This window comes from Longimicrobiales bacterium (genome assembly GCA_028823235.1).
Taxonomy (GTDB): Bacteria; Gemmatimonadota; Gemmatimonadetes; order Longimicrobiales; family Gaopeijiaceae; genus UBA2589.
In genome coordinates this window covers 1-20,079 of the sequence record JAPKBW010000031.1, presented here as the reverse complement: position 1 = coordinate 20,079, position 20,079 = coordinate 1, and the positions used below count along the sequence as shown (strand labels likewise).

The 20,079-nt window shown below is 57.6% G+C and carries 18 protein-coding genes; 16 read left to right on the top strand and 2 right to left on the bottom strand.

The annotated features are described in order from the left end of the window. Positions 1–154: 154 nt before the first annotated feature. On the top strand, positions 155–436 hold the full coding sequence (locus tag OSA81_12505) for a hypothetical protein (protein ID MDE0899831.1): 282 nt from the start codon (positions 155–157) through the stop codon (positions 434–436). A gap of 232 nt (positions 437–668) precedes the next feature. Here OSA81_12505 and OSA81_12500 read toward each other — a convergent pair whose 3' ends face one another. Next, positions 669–2,195: a hypothetical protein gene (locus tag OSA81_12500; GenBank protein ID MDE0899830.1), complete on the bottom strand. Its 1,527-nt coding sequence runs from the start codon at positions 2,193–2,195 to the stop codon at positions 669–671. A 596-nt stretch (positions 2,196–2,791) separates the two neighbouring features. On the opposite strand from OSA81_12500, the gene OSA81_12495 reads away from it, so the two are divergent. The 3 genes from OSA81_12495 (at position 2,792) to OSA81_12485 (ending at position 6,521) form a co-directional block, all read left to right on the top strand. Further along, the gene (locus OSA81_12495) at positions 2,792–3,973 is read left to right on the top strand and encodes a hypothetical protein (protein ID MDE0899829.1); all 1,182 of its coding nucleotides are present in this window, start codon (positions 2,792–2,794) and stop codon (positions 3,971–3,973) included. Positions 3,974–4,509: 536 nt separating this feature from the next. Beyond that, entirely contained in the window at positions 4,510–5,310 is an 801-nt protein-coding gene (locus OSA81_12490) for a phenylalanine 4-monooxygenase (GenBank protein MDE0899828.1), read from the top strand. A gap of 443 nt (positions 5,311–5,753) precedes the next feature. Further along, positions 5,754–6,521 (top strand): hypothetical protein, encoded by a 768-nt coding sequence (locus tag OSA81_12485; protein ID MDE0899827.1) that lies wholly within the window; start codon positions 5,754–5,756, stop codon positions 6,519–6,521. Positions 6,522–6,918: 397 nt separating this feature from the next. Here OSA81_12485 and OSA81_12480 read toward each other — a convergent pair whose 3' ends face one another. Then, positions 6,919–7,833, bottom strand: a complete 915-nt coding sequence (locus OSA81_12480; protein MDE0899826.1) for a hypothetical protein — start codon at positions 7,831–7,833, stop codon at positions 6,919–6,921. Positions 7,834–8,112: 279 nt separating this feature from the next. On the opposite strand from OSA81_12480, the gene OSA81_12475 reads away from it, so the two are divergent. The 12 genes from OSA81_12475 (at position 8,113) to OSA81_12420 (ending at position 19,862) form a co-directional block, all read left to right on the top strand. After that, positions 8,113–8,247 carry a hypothetical protein gene (locus OSA81_12475; protein MDE0899825.1) on the top strand — a complete coding sequence of 45 codons (135 nt, stop codon included), beginning with the start codon at positions 8,113–8,115 and terminating at the stop codon, positions 8,245–8,247. A 167-nt stretch (positions 8,248–8,414) separates the two neighbouring features. Then, complete coding sequence (locus OSA81_12470) at positions 8,415–8,762, top strand: 4a-hydroxytetrahydrobiopterin dehydratase (protein MDE0899824.1); 348 nt, start codon at positions 8,415–8,417, stop codon at positions 8,760–8,762. Positions 8,763–8,942: 180 nt separating this feature from the next. Continuing rightward, positions 8,943–9,422, top strand: a complete 480-nt coding sequence (locus tag OSA81_12465) for a hypothetical protein (protein ID MDE0899823.1) — start codon at positions 8,943–8,945, stop codon at positions 9,420–9,422. Between the two features lie 298 nt (positions 9,423–9,720). Beyond that, on the top strand, positions 9,721–10,362 hold the full coding sequence (locus tag OSA81_12460) for a hypothetical protein (GenBank protein ID MDE0899822.1): 642 nt from the start codon (positions 9,721–9,723) through the stop codon (positions 10,360–10,362). Positions 10,363–10,797: 435 nt separating this feature from the next. Further along, positions 10,798–11,451, top strand: a complete 654-nt coding sequence (locus tag OSA81_12455) for a hypothetical protein (protein ID MDE0899821.1) — start codon at positions 10,798–10,800, stop codon at positions 11,449–11,451. Positions 11,452–11,556: 105 nt separating this feature from the next. Further along, a complete protein-coding gene (locus OSA81_12450; protein ID MDE0899820.1) occupies positions 11,557–12,396 on the top strand; it encodes a prolyl oligopeptidase family serine peptidase in 840 nt (279 codons plus the stop codon). A 50-nt stretch (positions 12,397–12,446) separates the two neighbouring features. Continuing rightward, entirely contained in the window at positions 12,447–12,875 is a 429-nt protein-coding gene (locus tag OSA81_12445; GenBank protein MDE0899819.1) for a DUF6174 domain-containing protein, read from the top strand. 212 nt (positions 12,876–13,087) lie between these two features. Further along, positions 13,088–13,414 (top strand): hypothetical protein, encoded by a 327-nt coding sequence (locus OSA81_12440; GenBank protein ID MDE0899818.1) that lies wholly within the window; start codon positions 13,088–13,090, stop codon positions 13,412–13,414. 204 nt (positions 13,415–13,618) lie between these two features. Next, a complete protein-coding gene (locus OSA81_12435) occupies positions 13,619–14,566 on the top strand; it encodes a metallophosphoesterase (GenBank protein MDE0899817.1) in 948 nt (315 codons plus the stop codon). A gap of 664 nt (positions 14,567–15,230) precedes the next feature. Further along, positions 15,231–17,600 carry a DUF5916 domain-containing protein gene (locus OSA81_12430; protein ID MDE0899816.1) on the top strand — a complete coding sequence of 790 codons (2,370 nt, stop codon included), beginning with the start codon at positions 15,231–15,233 and terminating at the stop codon, positions 17,598–17,600. A gap of 390 nt (positions 17,601–17,990) precedes the next feature. Further along, positions 17,991–18,788 carry a transporter gene (locus OSA81_12425; protein MDE0899815.1) on the top strand — a complete coding sequence of 266 codons (798 nt, stop codon included), beginning with the start codon at positions 17,991–17,993 and terminating at the stop codon, positions 18,786–18,788. A gap of 264 nt (positions 18,789–19,052) precedes the next feature. Continuing rightward, positions 19,053–19,862: a hypothetical protein gene (locus OSA81_12420; GenBank protein ID MDE0899814.1), complete on the top strand. Its 810-nt coding sequence runs from the start codon at positions 19,053–19,055 to the stop codon at positions 19,860–19,862. Positions 19,863–20,079: the final 217 nt, after the last annotated feature.

The window sequence follows — 20,079 nt, the reverse complement described above, 5'->3', positions numbered from 1 at the left end:
CGACCCCTGTCCTCCCGGCAACTAGCCTCTCCGTGGCACCCAGCCACACCTAGCTACCGAGCGGTGTTTTGCGCGTCGTTAGTTGCGGGCATGAGTGGTGCAGGGGCAGAATCAGGGTACGAAGAGAACTCTACTGTTGAGGATGAGGGAAATCGTGAAAGATAATGTGTTGTCGGCACTGATTATCGGCGGGATTATTGGAGGTTCAATAATTCTGAATGGACAACTCACCAAACCTGATCATTCTGAAGGAATGAGTGATTCTACTAATGAGGAAGTTTTTCAATTCGAGGGTTCGCTTAGTGAGTTGGAGGATCTGGATTTAGGGTCTCTAAGCGAGTTTGATCTTGAAATCCAAGGAATCATTGAAGATGCAATGTCTAGGGATAGTTCTGTGGAAGGAGACCCTAGAATCAAGATTAAATTAAGAAGATAGGGAGCCGAAAAGTGACGCTGCCCTCGGACCTAGAAGACGGCGACAGCAGCCCCTAGCCCCCCCCTCCGTGGCAGCCGGCTACGCCCAGCTATCGAGCACTGTTTTGCGCGTCCGGCGAGGTGCCCCGTCTAAGTCACGGCACTACGGCGTACGGTGGCAGAATCAGGGAATGACACACTACCGATCGCCTCGCATCCGTTCAGAATCAGCGTCAGCGGCGCTACCAGACCCCTCAGTACTGGCGAATCACGATCGGTACGTAGCCCGCTTCCAACCCGGTGGGTGGGGTGACGAGCGCCGTGGCCTGGATCGTCGCGAGCGTTCCGGATGACGGGGGCGCGAACGAGACACCGTTCACGCCCGCGTTCATGTGCAGTGACTCCGCCCAGCTCTGGAGCTGGGCGAGCTCGGAGGCCTCGAGCCCCAGACGGGTGATCGCCGGCTGATCGATGAAGCGGTACCAGACGTAGTCGACGTTCGACCCGTCGTTCAGGTTCGCCGTGAAGGGGCCGGCTGCCCAAAGCGCGGAGCTCCACGGCGAGTCCGCCGAGTCGTCCAGGTCCTCGATCGTGCCCCGGGGGGCCGGAGGAAAGACCTGCGCAGCAAGGCCGGTCTCGGTCGGCACCGCGGAGGCTGGAACCGCACTCCATCCGCCCGTGATTTGTACGTAGTACTCGGGCAGCACACCCGCTTCTAGCGCACTCGACCAGGTCAGGGCGAAAGCGTCGCCGCCGGGAGTCGCGACGACCGCCGCATTGAATTCATTGCTCTCGCCGACCCACTGGTCGGGGATGATCGGGGATCCGCCCAAGCGGACCCCGAAGAATCGCGAGTCCATCCGAGGGGCGAAGGCTCCGGCCGACTGGAACTCGGTCGTCGGCGTGCCGTTGGCGATCCACGCGGCGATCCCGTCCCAGATGGCCTGCTTCGAGTAGTAGCGAACGTCGCGAATCAGCAGCGCGTCGCCGTCCACATCGACAGGAAAGGTGAGCCTGGGAATGCGACGGTACAGCGTCCCTTTGGAGTCGCGCGATGTGATCATCGGTGTGTTACCCACCTCCAGCGCGACCTGTGGATGATAGGCGGGCCGCGCATCGTGCCCTCTTCCCGTGCCCGTCGGGTCCGTGGCGTTGACCGCGCTCCACGTTTCTGGGGTGAAGAACGCGACCGGGCCGGTGAAGTTCGAGGCGTGCAGAAAGAGCGTCCAACTCTGATCGCCTGTCACAACACCGCGAGGCGAGGTGTGGGCCGCGACGATCGGAAGTGCGAGCCACCCGTACCCAAGCACCGTGGGCGAGCCCGTCGTGTCGAGCGTCATTCCGTCTGGCGGCAGAAGAAGTTGATTACTCAGCTGAGCTAATCCGAGCTTGTCGTCGGAGAGCGGCGTCGTATAGAACTCCCAGCCGGGGGTCGCCACTTGGCTTGAGTAGCAGTCGGGCGTGCTGTTCGCGCGAAACTTCGGACGGCTCGAAGGAAAGCGAGTGGTGGTCCACTGCCCCAGGCCACCTTCCATCGTCTGGTAGACGTCGCGATAGGTCGGACCCCGCTCCGGCCAATTGTCGCGCGCAACAGTGCCGACCGGGCAGAGCGCTTGAGTGAAAGAGCGGTTGTCGGGAATCAGCCACGAACCCCATCCGAGCTGGGCGCCCTCGGCCTGTCGATCGTTCAGGGAGAAAACGGAGCTGTAGTAGCTGATTCCGTACTCGAACCCCGCCTCCGGCTGACCGCCGTTAAGCTGGACTCCGATGTGGCCGCTCATTCCTTGCCGCTCCCAGGTGGGGACGCCCGGTTCCGGACCAGGCTCGGCCGTATCCGGTGTGCTCGGCGCATCGCCGCACGCGCAGAGTGCGAAGACAGTCAGGACGGCCAGCTTGCGTGCGGGCGCGGGAACGCAGTTCTGGTTCAAACCTGAACTCTCAATGCATTCGCATTGCGTACGCCCTTAGCCAATCTGCTGTGCTATAAGCTTCATAATCTCTTTATCTCTGAGAAACGTATACTTGGCTAAGATTGGTTCCCACAAACTGATAGCGCCGGACTCCTTGGAGCCGTCAAGGTTAACCTCAGTATCTGCCAAAGTTATAAGGCTTTCGCGATGTGGGCCGGGGTCGTCGAAAAGCCCCCCAGTGATGACACATTGGCAGTCAAAGGAAGCGTTGTCGGAAGCCTGGTCGACGCCCTACGACCTCACCCGTCGTTAGGCTGCTCGGATTCTACTTGCCAGGCCGCCAACTGCGTGCCTTCTTCCCGGAAGATCGGCATCGCCGTCATCCGCACGTGACTTCTCCGGCAAAGCAGGGAATCGTGATACGCACAACGCAACTGAGACACCGGCTACATGCCCCGAAGCTGGCAATGGCTAGCTTCTGCGCTCTTACTGTCGCCTGCTCACCTGCCGCCGAAGACACATCTCAGCCAGCGGGCCTCCCGAGCGGCTCCTACGAAGCCTTCACGTCGGACCAGCTGGTTGGCGCATTTAACCTCCGAGAGAGTGAGGTGCCCGCACGCGATATGCCGGGCTGGGCTCCGCCGACCAAGGTTGTGGTGGTGCTACCGGAGGAGTGGGACATCCGCGAGGAGCGCATGGCGTTCCTCCAAGCCGTCGCGCCGGGGGTAGAGCTGGTTCCGGTGAGGAGCCAGGGCGATGCAGTGGACCGCGGCGTGTTGGTCGACGCGCAGGTCGTCATAGGCCTCGGATGCAGCGCGAGCACGGTGGGCGTGGTCGGGCCGGAGATCCGCTGGATTCAGTCTGGCAGTGTGGGGGTCGATCGATGCTTCACCAACGGAGTAGATGCGCCCGAGACCAACGCGTTCTTGCAGGAGAACAACATCCTCACCACGTCCATCCGGAGCATGACCGCGTCGGCTAGCGCCCAGCACGCGCTTACGATCATTCTCTCGCTGATCGGTGGGATGGACATCCACCTTGATCGGCAGAGAGCCCATGTGTGGGGGCGAATCACTACCGACGTCGTGAAGGACGCAAACCTCGACCGAGAGTTCCAGGACAACACGCTTCTTCTCGTCGGTCTGGGGAGCATTGGGACCGAGGTGGGTCGCCTCGCGCACGCCTTGGGGATGAGGGTGATCGCTACACGAAATACCCCTACGCCGGGCCCCGACTTCGTGGAGTACGTAGGACTTTCAGACGAGATGTATACGCTAGCGGGTGAAGCCGATGTCGTGTTCGCCTCGGTACCAATGACGCCTGATACCGAGGAGATGTTCGACGCCCGGTTCTTCGACTCCATGAAGGAGACGGCCTATTTCGTCAGTGTCGTGCGGACCCCTGTGATCAAGTGGGACGACCTCAAGGCGGCCCTCGCTTCGGGGACGATCGCCGGATATGGCACAGACGACCTACCTCAGCAGGATTTCGGCCTTTGGGATATGGCGCGCGTCGTCATGACCCCTCACGTATCGGACTACTCGAATCGATATCGCGACAACCAATTTCTTCTGTACCGTGAAAACCTGCGGCGGTACGTCACGGGAGACCGCATGCTCAATGTGGTGGACCTCAATCGGGGCTATTGATTCCGTCCAGTTCCAAAGTTCAGCTGCCCACGAATTGTGGGACAAGCGATCGTACAGACAGGCAGCTGGAGAATGAAGGCCACCCACGCGGCTGGTGAGCTAGGCGGACCGTAGGGCTAAACGGTCAGTTTTGGTCTGAGGGCACTTACAACATGGACCAGATGGATCGACCGTGAACCCACCCAAGCTGTTGAGACGCGGCCTAGTAGACGGCAACTAGCCCAACTCCGTGGCACCCAGCCACACCCTAGTTATCTCGGGTACACCTTGGCGAAACGAGACAACCCACGGCAGTAGCAAAATCCTGTTAGGAAACCGGCGGTCGCGAAACCACCGCGTTGACGGTCATCGAACGAACGGGTAGGGTCCTCCCATGATAACGATGCAGTGCTACGCCGCCGATTTCTATTATCGGGCTCCCCGACCCATGGGCAGCCCCGGAGAGATATCGCGCTAGCGTAGTTCTGACCCGGAAGTACTGGCGGCCCGTGGAGAGATCCACGGGCCGTTTTTTTGTGCCCTCAACCTGGTACGACATGACACGCGATACGCCCGAAGCTCTCGCCTTCGCACAACCTTTCGTGACCACACAGCAGTGGGCGAAGTACCGCCCTGAGGACCATGAGGTATGGAGGATCCTTCACAACCGCCGCATGATCGACCTCGAACGCACGGCTAGTCGAGCCTACCTGGAGGGCGCGAGAACGATCGATTTGAACGGCTCTGCGATACCGGATCTTCGGCGTGTGAACGAGCGCCTCGCTCGACGCACCGAGTGGGCCGCGATGCCTGTGCGCGGATTCATCCCTGCACAGGATTTCTTCCGTTGCCTGGCGCTCCGTCAGTTCCCCACGACGGTCATCGTGCGACCGATGGACCAACTCGATTATCTCCCCGAGCCTGACATCTTCCATGACGTGTTTGGACACGTGCCTCTCCACGCCGATCGAGCGTTTGCCGATTTTCTTCATACCTTCGGGCAGGTCGCGTCAAGTGCGAGTACTCCTGATCAAGTCACGCAGATGGCGAGGTTATTCTGGTTCACCGTGGAGTTCGGCTTGATCCGAGAGGGCGGGGAGACGCGGATCTACGGAAGTGGACTCATCTCATCCGCTGACGACGCCGCTAACTCCCTCAGCGATAACTGTGTTCGGCGCCCGTTCAACCTCGACCACGTTATTGATCAGGCCTTCGAGATCGATTGCCTGCAGGACGTCCTGTTTGTCGCCGAGTCGTTCGAACAGATCGTGGACGCTGTGGAGGTGATGAGAAGTCGTCTTTGCGCTCCCTCCAGAAGCCTCCATACCGCCCCAAAGCACTCCTCACGTGAACGTTAGCTCGGCTAAGGCGCGGTTGGGTCGGCGCGTATGTTACCACGTCCTACTACTCAGAACGGGTGCAGCGCGAAGTGCTACAGGATGCCTACCCTGTGCTCTCTATCAACGGGCGCGATCTCTTGGCTTGCTCAGCCAGTATCGGGGACGTGTCCCACGTAGCGGCAGTGAGCCTGCGTAGAGGCGTATTCCAGCGGTAACTACCGCCCCCGTGCTCTCGCCCCAATCGGCCCCTTTTTACTGAGCACAAAACTATTCGCGGGTTAGTGCGTCGCCGGCGCAGGTCCATTGAAATGAACACGGCGAATGTCCCGCATGGTGGGATGCAGCCGGGCGACAGCTTGCCCGGTCTTCTTCTCACCCCAAGTATGCGTCTTAGGTGTGATGGGTTCTGGTGTCAGATCAATGGGGTCCGCTCAGAATTCATCCGATGGCGAGGAGGACGCATGATTGAGGTCAATCGGAAGGCTTTCCTGGCAACTCTGGGCGTCGGTGCTTTGGAACTGATGGACCCAGAAGAGAAGGCGGAGGCTCTAGAGCACTACATGCTCGACCAGATTGATGAAGCTGATCGAGCTGCATTGGCACAGAGGCAAACGTCGGCGCCTAGAGGCGCGGGAAGTCTGTTGCGAGCATCGGACACTCCCCTCGAGCCGATGCCGGACAAGCCCACATGGCTCGACTTTTTCAATCTTAGGTTAGCCGCGAAATCACACTGTCTTCAGAGCGCTAATCATGCGCTGACGGGTGGCTACCCCGAGCGAACCGTCATGGCTTGCCTGCTGCACGATGGTGTTCAGGGGTTGATCAAAGCCGATCACGGATGGTGGGGCGCTCAGCTCTACGCGCCCTATGTCGAAGAGCGAATCGAGTGGGGCATCCGGTATCACGGAGCGCTGAGGTTCTATCGTGATGACGACGTGGGATATGAGTACCCCGACCTCTATGTTCGAATTTTCGGCGAAAACTACGTTCCGCCGGACTACATCCGGGAGGCGTACGAACATGCACGAGGCCATGAATGGTATATGGAGGCTCGGCTGATCACAGTCTGTGATCTGTATGCCTTTGAAGAGGGAGCGGCGCTTACCATCGATCCGTTCATTGAGATCATCGAACGAAACTTCAGGCAGCCTCCCGAAGGACTCGGGTATGACAACAGTCCGACGGCTCATATGTGGCGCACGATCGCGAACCCAGATAAGCCCCTGTAGGAAGCACCGTTCCAAGTTCTTGATGCTGCCGTGCTGGCGGTTGCAAGGCCCGTGCTTCCGTCGCTGGAAGCGCGGGCCTTCGCTCAGCGCTGAGTTGACGCGCTCTCGATCCGCCTCGGAGGCGGGACCCGCGCCTGTGGCCTCCTAGTCGTATTCGGCCGCGAGCAGAAGCGACTCGGACCACGCAGTTCCGGCAAAGGTGATGCCAACCGGCAGGTCACCGACCAGGAGAAGAAGACGGTAACTAGCCCTCCCCAGTACCGGGCACCCCTCTATTCAACTGCCACCGACTCAGAACCTATGAACAGTGTTTTTCTTGTCTGAGTTGCGGATCTGCGGAATCAGGGGGCGGGTTTACTTTTCGGTTAGCTCATGGGCAGTTGGAAATCCGAACTTTTTACTTGCCGAATAGGGCATCGAGCCCCACCGCCGAGAGGTACATGCGACTGCTTGAGTGCCCCGAGCCAGGGACGATCATCTCCTGGTGCCGATGGGGGCTAGAGAGCCAGTCCATGAAGCGCACAAGGGTTTGACCACGCTCAAACCGATGGCGACCCTGCAGATTCGCACCACAGCTAACATCTAATTGCGCACTGAGGGTATCGGCGCTCCCGATCAGGATACGAACGTCTCGGCGTATCAACTGAGCCCGGATGGTGTCCACTCCAACCCCCGTCGCGTAGTTGGAGGGTGATTGGATGCCGTAGTGCCAGTCGTCATAGCCCGGACATCCTGATACATCGGGAACGACGAAAGTGCTGTCCACCTCTCGCTCGGGACGGAGGTAGAGATACGTCGATGGATTCGCCACAACATAACGAAATGAGACGGCCCCGAAGTTCTCCTCAGCACGACTCGCAGCGGCATATCGGTGGGCGACCTGTCCGCCCGCCGAATGACCGGTCATAACAATTTCTGTCAGTGCCGGAAAACGTGCTGGATCGGACAGAAGTCCGACGATGTTATCGATCGCAGTGTACGAGCTCACTCGAGGGCGTGGCCCATCGGAGGAAGAAAGACTTCCGCGCTTCCAACCTCCGCTGCTCCAGAACGGCTCATCGGCGGCAGGGCCATCCGACGAGGTTTGAAAGTGTGGTGAAACCACGACGGTGCGCTGCTGTAGTCCGGCGGCTTCCGCTGCCAGGAAGCCTCTGCGGAAGTAGTCGTCCGCGTTACGGCCGGTGCCGTGCACGATGATTAAGCCGCGGGTGACTTTATCGTTCCCTTCATATAACGAGTGTGTACTGAAGACAGGAAGGTACAGGGAAGTCCCGATCGCGATTCGTTCCGTACAGATCGATTCTGTCGACAAGCAAGGAACCGGGGGCGATTCGACAACGATAGGGGCGGTTGCGTTGTCTCCGCACGCGAGGAGCAAGGTCGCAGCTACGAGACCGTGTAGCTTGACCCTCAGAGTCTCTCTCGTCCCACGATAATTCATGATCTGAAGGTGGGGTGAAGGCTATGTGCACGCTACCAAAGGACGGGAGCTTCCCCTCTACCGGCGCACCCTTCCTCGCGCTGAACATATACACACTACTTCACTCGTCCTGAGTTGCGGTTCTGAGTGGGACTGGGGCCGAATGAAGGCATGAAGAGAACCCTGCTGACCGCGCTCGCCCTTACAGCGTCTGGGTGTGCGCCACCGTACGGCCCGTTTGAGGCCTGGCATGAGAACGGTCAGGAGGGGAAGGGCGTGTGGAACATTGGTGAGGCGTATGGATAGTGGATAATAGTAGATAAATGGATAGCTAGACGGGGCTCAGCCACAGGGTAGTACCCTGCACGAGCGACTGAATTGAGAACTGTTTGGCTCAGACCATTTTCACTCGCGAAAGCCAAGAAGCTCAGAGATTGATCGGCCCGGACGTTCGACAGGAGCAGTGAGGAAAGATGGAACAGATAGCGCAAATGAAATGTGTAGCGTGCCGAGTGGGCGCTCCGACTGTAACGGAAGATGAGAGGGGCGCGCTGTGCACAGCAGTTCCCCGGTGGGAGCTTGTTGAGCGTGATGAAATCCAGCGGCTGGAGCGCGTCTTCACGTTTCCCGACTTTATTAGCGCACTAGGATTTACGAATGAGGTCGGAGTCTTGGCCGAAGAGGAAGGCCATCATCCGGCGCTTTTGACTGAATGGGGCCGAGTCACCGTGACTTGGTGGACCCACAAGATCAGGGGGCTCCACCAGAATGACTTCATCATGGCCGCCAAAACTGACGAGCTTCATGCGCTGAAGGACTGAGGGCGCGTGGCATCCCCTAGCTTCGCGTCTTCGTGGAAGGCCTGGTGATCGTAGGCTCGAGCCTGGGGGCGTTCCGCAGCTCTCGCCAAAAGTGTGGCGTCCCGACCTTGACCCATATGGTGGCCCACACCTTGCACGGTACTGTGTAGCACAAAGTGCCGTGTTCCAAAGAGACCATCTATGTCGGACTGGAAGCGAATCTTGAGAGGCGTCCTCGGGATGGGCGCGACCTTCGGTGCTCTCGCCGCAGTCTTCTTCTCTATTCTGGCGGCGGTGAGCGCGGTCTTCTTCCCGGGGGCGGAAGACGACCTCCTTTTCATGATCGTCGCTGGGACGGTGTGGGCCACCGGCCTGGCGCTGAGCTTTTCCGGCATCCTTGCGATTGCCGCCCGCGGCCGCTCCCTCGACGAACTTTCCATAGCCCGTGTCGCGGCGGCAGGAGTGGCATCCGGCCTCGCCCTTGCCATTCTCTTGGTGGGTGCGACGTGGGGGGACTGGCCGAACAACAACTGGATCGTGCCCTTCGGATTCCTACCTATGCTCGGTGCCGGTGGCGGCATAGGCAGTTTGCTCTTGGCGCGAACAGCCGGCCGAGCCAATGGGTCGCCCGGACTGACGCGGGGAGACGCTTCAGACTCTCACACGTCGTTGGTCGAATGACGTCGGGCCAGGCAGACCGTGAATCGATCCCGGCATGGATGGACTCGTATAATCTTGTGGCTCAGTCTGACGCACCGTCTAACAAGTGATTGCTACTGACACGGAAAAAATGGGTTCTCTGAACCACCTAGCCCCTCCGTGGCACCCAGCCACACCTACTCCTTTTCCTTGGCGGAAATCTAAATACACATCGGGGCCCGGATGGGAATGCGGCATTGGCACAACCGCACCGGTGCGCCTATAGTTTTGAACACGGGATAGTTCTTCCAAGCACACTTTATTAGTCCGGAGATCCTACATGCCTATTAAACGTTACTTAGCGCTTATCGCTGTTCTCCTGATCGGAGCGTGCGAGTCTGCAACTCTCCCGAGTACTCAGCCAGCGCAGCTTTCCGTATTGGATGCGCAGTTCCTTGCTGATCAGTTGGACGCAATGACCTCGAGCCTGATAGATGATGTGTTCAGTTCGGGCTCACTCGGCCCTTCCCCTGCGCCGCAGTTGAGTCACCAGCCCGTGGTTTGGACCCATAGCTTCGAGAAAAGCCGGGTGTGTCATGATGGTGGGAAACTCACTATCGCTGGAAGCGGCACCAAAACTTGGGACCCTGAGGACCGCACGTACAACGTGGGGTTCAGTGGCACCAAGGTTCGTGAGGAGTGTGCATACACGCGCTCGGACGCGGTGGAGAACGTCGTGATTACGCTGACCGGGGTCGGGGATTGGGCAAAGGATCGACACTACGCGAAGGGCAAGCCGACCGGCGAGTGGGGCGCCACGTGGGTAGGCAGCTGGGACTGGTCCAAGAGTACTGGCACGAGCGGGAACTGCGCCTACGATATCGTCACAACAATCGATACAGAGGCGAACACAAAAACGCGTACAGGTGTCATGTGCGGAAACGAGATCGACAAAACTTCTACTTGGAAAAAATCGAAGTGACTAGAGGGTTCTAACCCCTCATAAAGAGAACCCTTTTACTCGCGCTCGCTCTGATAGCGGTTGGGTGTGCTGATCCCTTCCCAAGGAATCTCGATGACCTAGTCCAACGGGGTGACACCTACTTGGATAGGGAGACGATGAGGCCGTATACGGGTTCCGTAATTCGTTCGGTGGAAGACTGGGTAGCGCCATCTCTGAACCTTCGGGCCCATCAGGCCCATCCATTGCGGACTTAGTTGGGCGACCTCCGAAAGGAAGCGCAACGAAGCGTGAGGAAGGAGCCGATTGCAGATGAAACAGGCCAGTAGAGAAGCGGCGACTAGCCCCTCCGTGGCACCCAGCCACACCTAGCTGCTTAGCCCAGTTTCACTCGTCCTTAGTTGCGGACCTTCGGGTGCCCAAACAGGCTTAGGAACCGGAAGGAGACAAAACCCGATGACAGGAAATGCGGAGAAGGGTGACAGATGGTGCTGGATCCGCTGGCGGATGGCCGGCTGGATCGCCGGAGTGTTCTTGCTGCTGCTGGCTCTGGTTGCGAAGCAGTTCATGGGTGAGGTGAACTTAGTGGACAATATCGCTCAGACCGGGGCCATGCTCATCGGAGTTGGGATCGCTATTGAAGTGGCATCAAGGAAGACCAGCAAATCCACATACCGAGCCGCTGTCGGTCTTGCACTAGGCTCTGGGTTGCTCCTCGGCTGGGTGAACGGTGCCGTCGGCATCATTGGGTCCGCGGACAACCAGGCTAACCTGATGTATGGCGGGGTGTTAGTTGTGGGAGCAACTGGCGCCGTCATCGCGCGTTTTCAACCCAAAGGAATGGCACGCGCGTTGTTCGCGGCGGCCCTCGCTCAGACGCTGGTCGCCGTGATAGCGCTGGTCGGGGGGATGGGTAGTGGCCCGCTGGATATCGTGACCATTAACGGATTTTTCGTTTCGCTATTCGTTGGATCAGCCGTGCTGTTTTCTAAGGCGGCGCGGGACCGAACCGATCGCTGCACCGTGCAGGGTATTGTGACTGATTCCATACTTAAAGAAGTAAAGAGAGACATGCCTGGTATAGAAGCGCATCCCCCCGACGACAACTAACTCCTAGTCCGTCCGTGCCACCCCGCCACACCTACCTGACTCTGTGTTGCACTAGCCTGATCATGCGAGCGCGTAGCGAGAACACTTCTCATGGAGGATGGACTGATGAAGAAAGCCCTGCTGTTCGCATTCGCTCTGATGGTTCTTTTCTGGTGCATTTCATGCGGCAGCACTATTCCCATCGAAGAAGAGGTCTCCGCGAGGGAATTTGTCTTATACAAGCCAGACAACTTGCCTTCTAACGCTCCGCTAGTCTTGGCACTTCATGGTTATGGAAGTAGTGGGGCTAGGCTACAATCGTACTCGGGTATGGATGCGGCAGCGGATATTCATGGCTTTGCCGTCGTTTATCCAGAAGGAACGTTAGATAATCGTGGCTATTCGCATTGGAATGCGAACTTGAGCATTAGCGATACTGACGATCTGAGTTTCTTGGTGAAACTCGCTGAAGATCTCCAAGCCCAGCATAATCTGGATTCTGAGCGGACATTTGTTTTTGGTATGTCAAATGGCGGATTCATGAGCTATGCACTCGCGTGTGGGGCTTCCGATGCATTCAGTGCGATTGCTTCCGTCACCGGTACTATGAGTGGATTTGATTGGAACAATTGTAATCCGGCCCAACCTATACCGGCGTTACGAATTCATGGTGTTGATGATGACGTAGTTCCAATCGATGGAAGCATGAGTGCCTGGGGTGGTTGGGGTGGGGCTCCTCATGCCGATGAGGTTGTTTCCTTCTGGGCAAACTTGAATGGCACTACCACAATAGACAGTGTCTTTCTCGCCCCAAGTACAAATGCCTTCTATTACCGGAACGGACAAAATGGCAATGAGGTGTGGTATTACCGAATCGATAATTGGGGACATAGGTGGCCAAGTTCTTCGAGCGATACTGGCACAATTGCAAGTGAAGTAATTTCAGGATTTTTCAGTAAGTTCTGATGCGGTGAAAGGGGATTCTCCCCTTCTAATGACTTTGTGATTTGAGTGTGATGCGACTCCGACTAATGACTCTGCTACTGCTCGGAGCATGTGCGAGCCCGACTACGCCTGAAAACGACCTGGCTTACTACCGCACACTCTGGGAAAACCAACACCTAACAGACTACACGTTTGATGTTAGCCGAGTCTGCCACTGCCAGTTTGTGGGCGATGTTCGGGTAACCGTTAAGGATGGAGTCATAACCGGTGTCACCGAACTTGCATCAGAGGTAGCGCGTGAACCCGATACGTTCAGGACAATCGATGGCCTTTTCGATCTCGTGCAGGATGCGTACGACCGAGACGCGCACGAGGTACGAGTAGAGTTCGACTCCGGCCGTGGGTATCCGACACGGATTTGGATCGATTACGTTCAAATGATGGCGGACGAGGAGATGGACTTTACACTCCTGGGTGATGTCACTGCGTTGGCGGGCTGACAAGAACAAAGAGGGTCACCTCTTTCGGAGTGACCTCGCAGTCTGGCGGTGCTAGTCAGGCGATGTTGAGTTCTCCGAGGACACTGATCAGTGCATCGGACGCCACAGTTAGCACCTATCTCTGGTTGTTCTCGCTGAGTCGTGTCTAGACCTGCGTCACCGCGAACGGATAGAGTTACCGATCTCCCACGGACGGACGTGAACCCAAGATCATGATAATCTCAGGTGAGGAATCACAAGACTGGAAGGAAACTCTACTGGATTGGGTAGGGGCTCGGTGGCGGTGGTTGATCGCCGCTGTCGTGGTGTTATTTGTGCTCAACAATGTTGTGGGTGTGGTCGTCGGTATCACCGGAGTGATCGCCTTCGGTAACAGTGTCGCCGGTCGTGTTCTGAGAGCGCGAAGGGTAGTCCAACAGGTCCAACAGATTGTCAGTAATCCTGCTGACTTCGGTGAAGAGGCGGAACCCAAACGTCCTGTCGTCCGGCCCGATCATGGCGTTGAGGATCTCGCACGCCAGCAGGGAAGCGGCGACTAGCCCCTAGTCCCTCTGTGGCACACAGCCACGCCTAGGCTATCCAGCACTGTATTGCTTGTCCTGAGTAGCGGCCCTGAGTGGGGCAGGCATAGAATCGAAGGCTAGAAGAGAACCTAGGTTTTTGCGTTGGCTCTAGCGGGTACCAATCATTTGGTGTGATGCAGAGGCAGGCACGTGCGACCGTCAATCGCTTAAGAGTAAATCATGAAAAAATTAGTGTTGGTAGCGCTAGCTCTGATTTTAACGACCTCGTGTGTCGGGGAAGGCGAGCAGCGCATCGTGGCTTTCGGAGACGTGCACGGGGACCTCGAAGCCGCACGAGGCGCGCTTCGTCTCGCAGGTGCTATCGACGAGCAGGACCGTTGGATTGGTGGCGAGCTCATCGTAGTGCAGACCGGTGACCAACTCGACCGCGGTGACCAGGAACAAGCGATTCTGGATCTCTTCGAGAGGCTAAGGATTGAGTCGGAGGCTGCTGGCGGAGCGTTCCACGCCTTACTGGGCAACCACGAACTCATGAACGCGCGCCTTGACTTGCGTTACGTGACGGACGGCGGCTATGCCGATTTCATGGACGTCGTGGAGTACGATCCTAGTGACTCTGTTCAAGTATGGGACCGATCATCTGCAAGCTTTAGATCTTCAACTATCGCCGAGTTTGAACCACATCAGCGAGCTCGTGTGGCCGCGTTCATGCCTGGTGGTCCTTACGCTAACCTACTGGCTGAGCGGCAGGTGATTGCCCGGGTCGGCGACAACATCTTTGTTCACGGCGGGGTGCTTCCTGAGCACGTCGCGTACGGTATCGACGAGATCAACAGTTCGGCGCAAGCGTGGCTTCGAGGGGAGGCGGATCTTCCCTCAGTGTTGTCCGGCTCGGATAGTCCCCAGTGGACCCGATTGTACTCTGATGATCCTGATTCTTCGGCATGCTCAGTCCTCGAGGAGGCATTGAATGCGTTGGAGGCCAAACGAATCGTCATGGGGCATAGCATCCAAGAGTCCGGGATTGCTAGCGCATGCGGCGGGCAAGCTTGGCGTGTCGACGTAGCCATGGCCGCCTATTACGCGGCAAGAAATGATTACGGCGGCTCGGTAGAAGTACTGGAAATCGTCGGCGACTCGGTCCGGGTGCTCAAGGATGGAGGTTGAGTACCCGCGAGGAAAATAGTTAACAAACCTAGAAACTTTTCATGCGAATTTAGAGTTCTCTCGGGGGGGACGTATGACGATCATAGAGTGGCACTCGAGGCAGCTGGAGTGGTGGAAGAAAAAACTGGGCATCTCAGATTACGGCCTTGCTTGGATTGCTTTCGCTAAGGGGCTTGCTCTTGGCTATGCCCTGTGCTTTTTCATTTAGGGACGCTGAATTGGACTTCCGGGCGGGGTCTCAATTACGCTGGTGTTGGTCCGAATGATTCTGAATCGAGACTATGGCGAGTTTCGATTGTCCGGGGTTTTGGATAGCCCAGTCGTGGCATCTAAGCAGTAAGCATCAACCCGTGTTCGGACGCACGCGACCCCGGCACGGCCCGCAGCCAGGATACCTTCCCGGCCGTGTGCATGGGTGGCGACCTTCACACCATGTCGTGCGGCCTCGTCCGCCATGGCCACCAGGTCTTCATATCAATACTGCTGGGCTCCAGATGACGTGGTTCGGCATTCCCGACGGCTACGCATTCCTGTGACTTGCTCAGGAGAGGCGGGATTCGCTCGCTACCCCCGAGCCATGCGCTAACGCCGGCATTTGACTCAAAAAAGGTTTGTATTAGGCTTGTACAAGTAATAGTGAGAGAAAACTTAGACGCCAATTCAAATGTTACGAACCACGCTTCTCCTCGCTGCGATCCAACTCTCACCCGTGGAAGGTACCCATCCCCCTGGGGCTCCGACTATTTCGAGCCATGCCGATTCCTCGACTGTGTACGACGGAGCGGCCCGGGAGCTGGACGTCGTAGTTCCGCGGATAGGTGGGGTCGACATCAGCATAGATGGGCGTCTGGACGAAGCTGCCTGGCGTGATGCCGCCGTACTCACAGGCTTCACGCAGTACAGCCCCATCGAAGGAAGCAGCCCCTCGGAGAACACGACGGTCCGGGTAATTATCACGGACGACGCGTTTCTGTTCGCGATTCGTGCGGATGATAGAAGCGGGGGTGTGAGGGCCACTCTGACGGAACGGGACGGGTATGGACGTTCCGACGACTATGTTCGCGTTGTGCTCGACACGTTTAATGATCAACGTCGAGCATACGTCTTTATGGTGAACCCCCTCGGCGTTCAAGCGGACGGCCTTTGGGTAGCAGGAGGGAGCGGTCGGTTCGGCGACCCGATCGACTGGAGCCCAGACTTCTTGTGGCAATCTTCCGGCCGAGTGGATGACGAAGGTTTCTCCGCCGAGATTCGCATCCCGATCAAGTCCCTGCGGTTCCCCGAGTTGGAAGTGCAGGATTGGGGCCTTCAGATTCAGCGGACGATTCGGCGGACCGGCTATTCTCAGTCGTGGGCGCCGATCACGAGTGAGCGTGCGAATCGCCTCGAACAGTCCGGAGCAATCCGCGGGCTCAAGGGCCTTGATCCCGGGTTGTTTCTCGAAATCAACCCGACGCTCGTGGGCTCCAGCCAAAGCAGGGCGAACGAGCTCAATCGACTGGTCCGCGATGGGGCGGACTATGAGATGGGGTTGAATCTCACGTATGGGCTCACGTCGAATCTCACCCTGGATGGGACGGTCAACCCTGACTTCAGTCAGATCGAGGCGGATGCGGGGCAAATTGCGATAAACGAGCGGTTTGCTCTCTTCCTTCCTGAGCAGAGGCCCTTCTTTCTGGAGGGCACGGACGTCTTTTCGATGCCGAAGCGGCTCGTGTACACGCGCTCTATCGTGAATCCGGTCGGCGCAGCCAAGCTCTCTGGCAAGGTTGGATCCTTCAACGTTGCTTACCTCGGGGCGGTCGACAAACTCGACGGTGGCGCGTCCCAGCCAATCGTGAACCTGCTTCGCTTCAAACGCGACCTCGGGCGTTCGTCGAGTATCGGAGGTGTGTATACCGATCGCACGGAGCCTGGCGTAGGCTACAATCGGGTTCTCGGCGCAGACGCCCGCTTGGTGCTTGGGGGTCGCTACACGCTGGAGATGCTTGCGGCGGGCAGCGCGGACGGAAGCCCGGGGAGTTCCACCGATTGGGGATCCTTAGTCAGCCTGAGCGCGCGTCGCTCGGGACGAGCACTGTCCATGAACGCCTCATTCGAGGATGTCACGGCCGATTTCCAGGCCGGCAGCGGCTTCATTCGGCGTACGGGCATCACCCAGGTCGACGGGCGGACCAGCTATACGTTTCGAGGAGATCGCGGCTCGTTGGTCGAGAGTTGGGGGCCTTCGTTCGACGCCAGCGCCACGTGGGATCAGGGCCGATTTTGGTCGGCAGGGACGCCGCTCGAGACCCGAGCCGGCGTGGGACTGAGCACTTCGCTGAGAGGCAATGTCGGTGGTTTCCTGAACTACCGGCAAAGCTCTTACGCTTTCGACCCGACTTATTATGACGGGCTCTATTCCGGGCCGTCCGAGGGCGATCTAGTTCCGGTGAGTTCGAGCCAGGATCTATTCTCGAATCTGCACTCACTGAGTTTGCGTGGCTGGGTCAGCACTTGGGATGCGGTAAGGATATCCTTCGGAGGGGGTTGGTCTAAGTCACCGATCTTCTCCCGATCGGTGCCCTTGGGGCTCGGTGAGCGTTGGAGCACGGATGTGGGGTTCACCGTATATCCGACCGGCTCTATACAGGCTGAAATCGGTGCTCGTCACGTGACCATTCTCCGTAGCCTAGACGAATCCAAGTATTCCTCCGCGACGATCCCTCGACTTCAGATACGCTATCAGCTGTCCAGGGCGCTTTACGTTCGCAGCATCGGTGAGTACTCCACCCAGTCCCGAGGCGATCTTCTCGATCCTGTGACAGGAGAGGCGGTCTACTCATGCAACGGCGGGACGTGCTCGGTCAGGCGAGGCTCTGATGCGCACGACTTTCGGATCGAGGGTCTCCTGGCGTACGAACCTACGCCAGGCACGGTCTTATTCTTCGGGTATACGCGTCAGTTCGAAGACACGTCCGCGTTCACTTTCGAGCGAGTGCGGTCCGTGGCCGACGGGCTGTTTTTGAAGCTCAGCTATAGGTTCCGGAAGTGATGATCGATCGTTTGGCTCCCCTGGAAACGTAAAGGCCACGCGGTTTATAGCTGTTTGGCATACTGAGCCGGGTCAGCGTGTTGAGGATCCTGCGCACCGGGCTCACGCGGCGTAGGGAAGGGGCGACTTGGCAGCGTTGTACTATCTGCGCTACGGGTGGTTCACCCCGGAGGTGGACCCAGGAGCTATTCACCAACGCGTCGTCCGGCCCCCGACTGCATGAACTGGAATCCTGAGCTGGACGGCTGACAGGCCTCGGGGGGGGACCCGTATTCTGCTGGTGGTGGGATCTCCGAGTTGCTGCGGCGATTGGAGCCGGCCACGGTCCTTGGCAAATCGGCGATCTCAGATAGTTTAGGCAAGCCTAATACGTCACCGATCGGGGTTGCCATGTTTCACTTTCGTTCTGTTGTACTCCTTGCACTGTCACTAGCGGTTGTCCCGAGGACGGCTCTCTCCCAGTCCATCGGTACGGACCGGCCCGACTTCGTCGAATCCAGCTCGACGGTGGGTAAGGGCAGCGTCCAGGTTGAAGGATCCGTCGCGTTCGACCAAACGGAGGACCTTGGAACGAAGCTAGGGAATTGGACCACTCCCTTCCTCTTCCGCGTCGGCATCGCGGACGCCTGGGAGTTCCGCCTCGAGTCGGACTGGTTCATCCGAAGCACGCTCGAAGAAGGGCGGGGATCAGCCGGGCTCACGACCAACGGTGTCTCGGACTTAGCGGTCGGCCTGAAGTGGGCGTTCTTCGCTCCAGAGACCGGGAGCGCGCCTGCGATGGCCGTCCTGGTTCACACCGACCTGCCCACGGGATCGGAAGATTTCCGCGGCAGCGGGACGCGGCCCTCGCTCCGGTTGGTGGCGGAGTGGGCGCTGGAGGGCGATTGGGGGATCGGGGTCATGCCTGGAATTCTCTACGATAGCGCTGACGGCGGACGCTTTATGTCGGGCATCTTCGGTGCCGTGGTCGGGAAGGGGCTCACTGATTCGCTCGGCGCCTTCCTTGAAATCGCCTTCGAGCAGATCGCGGAAGACCAGCACGGCGGGAACGTCGGTGTCGTCAATTTCGGAGGCACCTTTCTGCTGAACCCGCGATGGCAACTGGACGCGGCCGCTGCTGTGGGTGTCACGGACCAAGCCCCGGATGTTGGGTTCACGTTGGGCTTGTCGGGGCTCTTCCCGCGGTAGGGTTCTGTCTTGGTTTATGGAGTGCGGAATCGGAAAATGCGCTGGATCCCACACGGGTCGAACATTCCCTAAATTGAATAGCTGGTGCAGTTGCAACGTCATGAACGCGATCGCGGCGTCCCTCCTCCGGTCACCGATTAAAAAGTATTGCTCTCGTCCGGTGAGTGCCGCAGGTCAAACCATCATTCCTGAAGAAAGAGCTATGGAATTGTTAGGTAAATGAGCCAAATACCAATGGATTCAATGGTATCGTCGACCACAGTCATGAGAATAATTCTCATTCAAACTATTCTCTTGGCTTTCGTTGCTTGCGGAGATAGTCCATCAAGTCCGTCGGGTGCCAACCCCGACGGCACCAACGATGTCTTCACACAAAAAGTCACCCAGAATGGTCTGGCTCTTTTTGGAAGATCAGATGTTTCGTCTTCATTTATGACGAATGTTGGTAAGGCCTACGAAGCCATGTTCCAAAGCTCAAGCCGTGTGGATACAGCTATGAGGGGTAGTTACAACTCGACTGTTTCCTCTCAATACGTCTATCAGAGAGTGGGCCTAAGTTCTCCGAGCAACTACGCAAATATGGATGCTGGGGCAAGCGATCCCTACGACGACAATGCAGTGGACTATATTTTTGAAGGCCGATCTGGCGCTGACCAAATTGGAGAGGTGTTGGAGCATTTGCTGCACACCGTTACGGCAGTCGCGTTTGAGCTAACATTTCCCTCTGCATGGGGTTACAGGGATAAAAATACACAACTGTATAGGGCCATGCAGGAGGCTATCGATGCTGGTGACTATGACATCACTAGTTATGCGGACATCGACGACGCGGAAACGTATCACCGGATTCTTACACAAGAATATGCCTACTGGCTGATTCTTGCAGAGTGGGACTATTTCGCTGTCGCAGGGAAAGTTCAGGGCGGCTATGGCAGTGGAAACGAGGAATTCAAGCTAGGCACCCCCGATGAAATCATTACTCGTAATCCACTAGGCCATAAGCTCTACCAGGACTATGTAGAAAAAATATTGAGTATTCCTGAAAAGACACTCATTGCATCTCTGTTTCCCTAAGGCAGGGTGCACACGCAGGCTCCGAGAACATTTGCTAATTGTATTTTGCCGGGTTCGATGCTTAGACTACTAGGGTGACGGTGCCTAGGTACATTGTTGTTGTAGCTTTTGTTGATACTTGAAACGTTTAAAAACATTCGTTGAGGAACGCGGTGCGATGAAGCCCAATTTAGCTTTAGGTACTCTACTGTTGTCGTGTGTTTTATATAGTTGTGGG

Bases quoted from the DNA above. Each gene is read 5' to 3' on its own strand.
- OSA81_12500 (MDE0899830.1), bottom strand. From the start codon at position 2,195: ATGAGCGGCCACATCGGAGTCCAGCTTAACGGCGGTCAGCCGGAGGCG.
- OSA81_12495 (MDE0899829.1), top strand. From the start codon at position 2,792: ATGGCTAGCTTCTGCGCTCTTACTGTCGCCTGCTCACCTGCCGCCGAA.
- OSA81_12490 (MDE0899828.1), top strand. From the start codon at position 4,510: ATGACACGCGATACGCCCGAAGCTCTCGCCTTCGCACAACCTTTCGTG.
- OSA81_12485 (MDE0899827.1), top strand. From the start codon at position 5,754: ATGATTGAGGTCAATCGGAAGGCTTTCCTGGCAACTCTGGGCGTCGGT.
- OSA81_12475 (MDE0899825.1), top strand. From the start codon at position 8,113: ATGAAGAGAACCCTGCTGACCGCGCTCGCCCTTACAGCGTCTGGGTGT.
- OSA81_12470 (MDE0899824.1), top strand. From the start codon at position 8,415: ATGGAACAGATAGCGCAAATGAAATGTGTAGCGTGCCGAGTGGGCGCT.
- OSA81_12465 (MDE0899823.1), top strand. From the start codon at position 8,943: ATGTCGGACTGGAAGCGAATCTTGAGAGGCGTCCTCGGGATGGGCGCG.
- OSA81_12460 (MDE0899822.1), top strand. From the start codon at position 9,721: ATGCCTATTAAACGTTACTTAGCGCTTATCGCTGTTCTCCTGATCGGA.
- OSA81_12455 (MDE0899821.1), top strand. From the start codon at position 10,798: ATGACAGGAAATGCGGAGAAGGGTGACAGATGGTGCTGGATCCGCTGG.
- OSA81_12450 (MDE0899820.1), top strand. From the start codon at position 11,557: ATGAAGAAAGCCCTGCTGTTCGCATTCGCTCTGATGGTTCTTTTCTGG.
- OSA81_12445 (MDE0899819.1), top strand. From the start codon at position 12,447: ATGCGACTCCGACTAATGACTCTGCTACTGCTCGGAGCATGTGCGAGC.
- OSA81_12440 (MDE0899818.1), top strand. From the start codon at position 13,088: ATGATAATCTCAGGTGAGGAATCACAAGACTGGAAGGAAACTCTACTG.
- OSA81_12435 (MDE0899817.1), top strand. From the start codon at position 13,619: ATGAAAAAATTAGTGTTGGTAGCGCTAGCTCTGATTTTAACGACCTCG.
- OSA81_12430 (MDE0899816.1), top strand. From the start codon at position 15,231: ATGTTACGAACCACGCTTCTCCTCGCTGCGATCCAACTCTCACCCGTG.
- OSA81_12425 (MDE0899815.1), top strand. From the start codon at position 17,991: ATGTTTCACTTTCGTTCTGTTGTACTCCTTGCACTGTCACTAGCGGTT.
- OSA81_12420 (MDE0899814.1), top strand. From the start codon at position 19,053: ATGAGAATAATTCTCATTCAAACTATTCTCTTGGCTTTCGTTGCTTGC.